At 48.0% G+C, this 254-nt stretch carries 1 pseudogene; it reads right to left on the reverse strand.

Annotated features, from left to right (window positions below):
* Positions 1-124, reverse strand: a pseudogene (locus ACQ96U_RS27285) (DDE-type integrase/transposase/recombinase); the annotation flags it as partial.
* Between the last annotated feature and the right edge of the window lie 130 nt (positions 125-254).

The following is a 254-nucleotide window of genomic DNA, read 5'->3' on the forward strand; positions in this document are numbered from 1 at the left end:
GCGACGTTTTTCTTAACTGATAAACCAGCTCAATACCGATCAGCGTAGACCGAGCACTCCGGAATGATTTAAAACCTAACATAGATCGAGTGATCCGCTTAATACCCCGATGATCTTGCTCAACCCGACTTGGTTTGACGTATCTCAATGGTCACATAGCGTTCCTGACAAACCGCTTCAGCTGCTGCTTTGTTTGCTGCACTGCCATCGATGGTAATTGTCTCTGGAAGGCCATTCGCCCTGATCGCCTTGGA

The sequence above is a fragment of the Zooshikella sp. RANM57 genome (assembly GCF_050749885.1).
Classification (GTDB): domain Bacteria; phylum Pseudomonadota; class Gammaproteobacteria; order Pseudomonadales; family Zooshikellaceae; genus Zooshikella.